The following is a 6,110-nucleotide window of genomic DNA, read 5'->3' on the forward strand; positions in this document are numbered from 1 at the left end:
TGAGTTGTTGTGTGTTGTCAGGCCGGCATTTCGCTGATGCCGACCTGTTGCAGAGCCGCCGCCAGGTTGTCGACCCGGTGCTGCTCGCTGTCCTTGATCTGTTGCAGTTGCTGGCCCAGGGTCGGCGCGCCGAACACACCGCGCAGGCCTTGGGACACGTCGCCGCCCCGGATCGAGTGGCTGTCGAAAGCGTTCAGCGAACCCCGCTCGACGGCGCTGTCCTGATTGAACAGACTCGACAGCGTGCTGCTGCCAAATACCCCGCCATCGCCGCCGCCGAATCCGAGGAAGCCATGGCCGGAACCGTCACCGCCGCTGTCGCTGCTGGTGAAGACCTGGGCAATGAAACTCGGGCTCAACGCACCTTGGTTGATGAAAATATCGCCCAGCGGACGGATGCCGTCGCCGATCACCCGCTGTTCGAACAACGGTGCGAAAGTCAGCGGTGAACCGAGGTTGCCGGTGGGCGGCATGAAGACGATCGGTTGCAGCGGGACGTTCGGCGGTGGCGGCTGCACGACCGGATCGCTGCTGCGGAACTCCGGATCCGGCGTCACCACGACTGACGGTGAAGTCGGTGACACTGCCGGCACTGTATTGATCACGTAGTTGCCGGAACTGCTGACACCACTGCCGCTGTTTCCGGACAGATCGCTGACCCCGGCACTGTTGATGCTGATCGCATTGCTGGCGCTGTTGACGTTGGCGTTCGGCGTCAGGGTAGCGGTCCAGGTCTTGCCGCCGTCGCTGCTGCTCAGGTTGGACAAGGTGCCATTGGCCACGCTGAGGTCCGACAGATCGAAACCGGTCACCGCTTCGTTGAAGGTGATGATCACCTGCGACGTCTGGCCGACGCCCAGGTTCGGGTTGGCGACCACTACCGTGGCGGTCGGCCGCTCACTGTCGAGGGCATAGTTGTTCGACACCGCCACCGTGCTGCCGACGTTGCCCGCCAGGTCGGTGACGTTGCTGGTGTCCAGGGCAATGAAATTGCTTGGGTCGGTGACATTCGCGGTCGGCGTGAAGGTCGCGGTCCAGGTCTTGCCGCCATCGCTGCTGGTCAGGTTGCTCAGGTCACCGTTGGTCACGCTCAGGTCGGACAGGTCGAAATTGCTCACCGCCTCGCTGAAGGTGAAGGTCACCGTGGTGCTCTGGCCGATGCCCAGATGCGGGTTGGCGACCACGATGTTCACCGTCGGCCGGGTCGCATCGAGGATGTAGTTGTTGGAGATGGCGATGCTCGCGCCAAGGTTGCCGGCCAGATCCTGGACACCTGCGGTGTCGATCAGAATCAGGTTGGTCGCGTCGTTGACACCGGCTGTTGGCGTGAAGGTCGCCGTCCAGGTCACGCCGCCGTCGCTGCTGGTCAGGTTCGACAGCGCACCGTTGGCGACGCTGATGTCGGACAGGTCGAAGCCGCTCACCGCTTCGCTGAAGGTGATGGTCACGGTGGTGGTTTCACCGATGCCCAGCCGGTTGTCGGCGACCACGATGGTGGCGGTCGGCAGCGCGGTGTCGATGGCGAAGTTGTTGGAATCGGTGTTGCCGATGCCACTGTTGCCCGACAGGTTGGCCACCCCGGCGTTGTTCAGGGTGATCAGGTTGGTGGCGTCAGTGATATTGGCCGTCGGCGTGAAGGTCGCGGTCCAGGTGATACCGCCGTCGCTGCTGCTGACATTGCTCAACGTGCCGTTGGCAATGCTCAGGTCACTGTTGTCGAAACCGCTCACCGCTTCGCTGAAGGTGATGGTCACCAACGAGGTTTCCCCGGCCTTGAGCGAAGTGTCGGCAACCACGATGGTGGCGGTCGGCACCAGGGTCTGCACCTGGTAGTTGGCCGAACTGGTGGTGCCAGTGCCGGTGTTGCCGGCCAGGTCGGTGATGCCGGTGTTGTTCAGGACAATCAGGTTGGTGAGGTCGGTCACACCGATGTTTGGCGTGAACGTGGCCGTCCAGGTGATGCCGCCGTCGCTGCTGCTGACGTTGCTCAGCGTGCCGTTGGCGACGCTCAGGTCGGAATTGTCGAATCCGGTCACCGCCTCGCTGAACGTGATGGTCACCAGCGACGTTTCACCCGGCCGCAGGCTGGAGTCGCTCATGACAATGGTCGCGGTCGGGCGCTGACTGTCGACCGCGTAGTTGTTGGAGTCGGTGGTGCCGCTGCCGGCGTTGCCCGCAAGGTCGGCGATGCCGGTGTTGTCCAGCGTGATGATGTTGGTGGTGTCGGTGATACCGGCCGCCGGGGTGAAGGTGGCCGTCCAGGTGATGCCGCCATCGCTGCTGCTCACCGCACTCAGCGTGCCGTTGGCGATGGTCAGGTCAGCATTGGTGAAACCGGTCACCGCTTCGCTGAAGGTGATGGTCACCAGACTGGTCTGGCCGACGCCGAGCGCGGTGTCAGCCACTACGATAGTGGCGGTCGGGCGCACCGTATCGATCGAATAATTGTTCGAATCGGTGGTGCCGCTGCCGGCATTGCCCGACAGGTTTTGAACACCAGAGTTGTCCAGCGTAATCAGGTTGGTGGCATCGGTGATGTTGGTGGTCGGCGTGAAGGTGGCCGTCCAGGTGATGCCGCCGTCGCTGCTGCTGACTGCCGACAACGTGCCGTTGGCAATCGTCAGGTCGGCGTTGGTGAAACCGGTGACCGCCTCGCTGAAGGTAATGGTCACCAGCGAGGTCTCGCCGATCTTCAGACTGGGGTCGGCCACGATGATGGTCGCGGTCGGCAGCACGGTATCGATGGTGTAATTGGCCGAGCTGGTGGTTCCGCTGCCAGCGTTGCCGGCCAGGTCGGCGACCCCGGCGTTGGCCAGGGCGATCACGTTGGTGGCGTCGTTGACGCCCACGTTCGGGGTGAACGTCGCCGTCCAGGTGATGCCGCCGTCGCTACTGCTCACGGCCGTCAGCGTACCGTTGGCAATCGTCAGGTCGGCGTTGGTGAAACCGCTCACCGCTTCGCTGAACGTGATAGTCACCAGCGAGGTTTCACCGGCGCTGAGGTTGCTGTCGGAAAGCACGATGGTCGCGGTCGGGCGCTGGCTGTCGATCGCATAGTTGTTGGAATCGGTGGTGCCGCTGCCGGCGTTGCCCGCAAGGTCAGCGATCCCGGTGTTGTCGAGTGTGATGATGTTGGTGGTGTCGGTGATACCGGCCGCCGGCGTGAACGTCGCCGTCCAGGTAATGCCGCCATCGCTGCTGCTCACCGCACTCAGCGTGCCGTTGGCGATGGTCAGGTCGGCGTTGGTGAAACCGGTCACCGCTTCGCTGAAGGTGATGGTCACCAGGCTGGTCTGGCCGATGCCGAGCGCGGTGTCGGCGACCACAATGGTGGCGGTCGGACGCACGGTATCGATCGCGTAATTGTTCGAATCGGTGGTGCCGCTACCCGCGTTGCCCGACAGGTTCTGTACGCCGGTATTGTCCAGGACGATCAGGTTGGTGGCGTCGTTGATGTTGCTGGTCGGCGTGAACGTTGCCGTCCAGGTGATGCCGCCGTCGCTGCTGCTGACAGCCGTCAACGTACCGTTGGCGATGGTCAGGTCGGCGTTGGTGAAACCGGTGACCGCCTCGCTGAATGTGATGGTCACCAGCGAGGTCTCGCCGATTTTCAGTGAGTTGTCGGAAATGATGATGGTAGCGGTCGGCAGCACGGTGTCGATGGTGTAGTTGTTGGAGTTGGTCGTGCCGCTGCCGGCGTTGCCCGCCAGGTCGGCGATGCCGGTGTTGGCCAGGCCGATCACGTTGGTCGCGTCGTTGATGCCCACGTTCGGCGTGAACGTTGCTGTCCAGGTGATGCCGCCGTCGCTGCTGCTGACCGCCGTCAGGGTGCCGTTGGCAACCACAATGTCGGCATTGCTGAAACCGGTCACCGCTTCGCTGAAGGTGAAAGTCACCAGAGTCGTTTCACCGGCCGTGAGGTTGCTGTCAGCGACCACGATGGTCGCGGTCGGACGCTGGGTATCGATGGCGTAGTTGTTGGAATCGACGGTGCCGCTGCCGGCGTTACCGGCCAGGTCAGCGATACCGGTGTTATCCAGCGTAATCAGGTTGGTGGCATCGGTGATGTTGGCGCTCGGGGTGAACGTCGCGGTCCAGGTAATGCCGCCGTCGCTGCTGCTGACGGCCGACAACGTGCCGTTGGCGATGGTCAGGTCGGCGTTGGTGAAACCGGTCACCGCTTCGCTGAAGGTGACGGTTACCAGCGAGGTTTCGCCGATTTTCAGAGCGTTGTCAGCCACCACGATGGTCGCGGTGGGACGCTGGGTGTCGATCGCGTAATTGTTTGAATCGGTCGTGCCGCTGCCGGCGTTGCCGTTCAGGTCAGCGATGCCGGTGTTGTTCAGGGTGATCAGGTTGGTCGCGTCAGTGATGCTGGCGGTCGGCGTGAACGTTGCCGTCCAGGTGATGCCGCCGTCGCTGCTGCTGACCGCCGTCAACGTGCCATTGGCGATGGTCAGATCAGCGTTGGTGAAACCGGTCACCGCTTCACTGAAAGTGATGGTCACCAGCGAGGTTTCGCCGATTTTCAGAGCGTTGTCAGCCACCACGATGGTCGCGGTCGGCCGCGCGGTGTCGATGGCGTAGTTGTTCGAGTTGGTGGAGCCGCTGCCGGCGTTGCCGGCCAGATCGACGACCCCGGTGTTATCCAGGGTGATCAGGTTGGTGGTGTCCGTGATGCTGCCGGTCGGCGTCAGCGTAGCAGTCCAGGTAATGCCGCCGTCACTGCTGCTCAGTCCGCTCAGGGTGCCATTGGCCACCGTCATGTCGGCGGTGGTGAAGCCGCTGACCGCTTCGCTGAAGGTAATGGTCACCAGCGAGGTTTCACCCGCCGCCAGATTGGTGTCGGCAACGACAATGGTCGCTGTCGGCCGCACGGTATCGATCACGTAATTGGCCGAATCCGTCGTGCCGCTGCCGGCGTTGCCGGCAAGGTCAGCAATACCGGTGTTGTCCAGAGAGATAAGGTTGGTGGTGTCGGTGATGCTGGCGCTCGGGGTAAATGTTCCGGTCCAGGTGATGCCACCGTCGCTGCTGCTCACCGCCGTCAATGTGCCGTTGGCGATGGTCAGGTCGGCGTTGGTGAAACCGGTCACCGCCTCACTAAAGGTGAAGGTCACCAGCGACGTATCGCCGATCTTCAATGCCGTATCGGACATCACGATGGTCACGGTCGGCCGTGCGGTATCGATCGCGTAGTTGACGGAATTGGTCGTGCCGACGCCCGCCACGCCGTCGCTGATCGCGGTCACCCCGGTGTTGTCGAGGGTGATCAGGTTGGTGCTGTCGGTAATGTTGTTGGTTGGCGTGAAGGTCGCGGTCCAGGTCAGGCCGCCGTCGCTGCTGCTGACCGATGTCAGCGTGCCGTTGGCGATGGTCAGGTCGGCGTTGGTAAACCCGGTGACTGCCCGGCTGAAGGTGATGGTCACCAGCGAGGTTTCGCCGATTTTCAGGGCTGTGTCCGACATCACGATGGTCGCGGTCGGTGGTTCCACATAGGCGGTATTGAGCGTGCCGCCATTGTTGTAGATCGCCGCGAAGGCCAACGGTACAGAGCCCGTCACGCCGCCGCCCAGTTCCGTACCGCCGGCGCCGCTGCCGGCCGCGTTGCCGCTGATGGCGCTGAAGTTGGCGGCGGTAATCAGTACCGTGCCGCCCTGGTTCCAGATCGCACCGACCCCCCGACCACCGTCGCCGCCGTTCAGGTTGTTGCTGCCCTGGCCGCTGCCGCCACCACCCCCGCCGCCTGCACCGATGTTGTTGCTGATGACCGAGGTGCCGACGATTTTCAGGGTGCCGGTCGAGGCGTTGTAAATGCCGCCGGCCGCGTTGCCGCCGACGCCGCCGACCTTGTCCCAACCGGAGCCGCCACCGCCGCCGCCAATGGAAATGGTGCCGTTGTTGGCCGTGCCGCCGTTGCCGCCGTTACTGTAATAGGACACGCCCACACCGCCGGCGCCGCCGGTGGTGGAGCCGCCGCGGCCACCCATGTGCGTCGCGTCATAGCCGCCACCGTAGCCACCGACACCGCCGCTGCCAGCCTGGCCGCCCAGCGTACCTGTGCCTGGCCCGGCCGTGCCGCCATGGCCGCCGCCCTGACCGCCTAGGCC

The 6,110-nt window shown here is 63.7% G+C and carries 1 protein-coding gene; it reads right to left on the reverse strand.

Going from position 1 to position 6,110, the window contains the following annotated elements:
- Nucleotides 1-17 precede the first annotated feature (17 nt).
- Nucleotides 18-6,110 (reverse strand): beta strand repeat-containing protein (locus AC3WRD_RS02530; protein WP_256581052.1); only part of this gene is annotated, 6,093 nt, incomplete at its 5' end.

It is taken from the genome of Pseudomonas sp. FW215-R2, assembly GCF_058789255.1.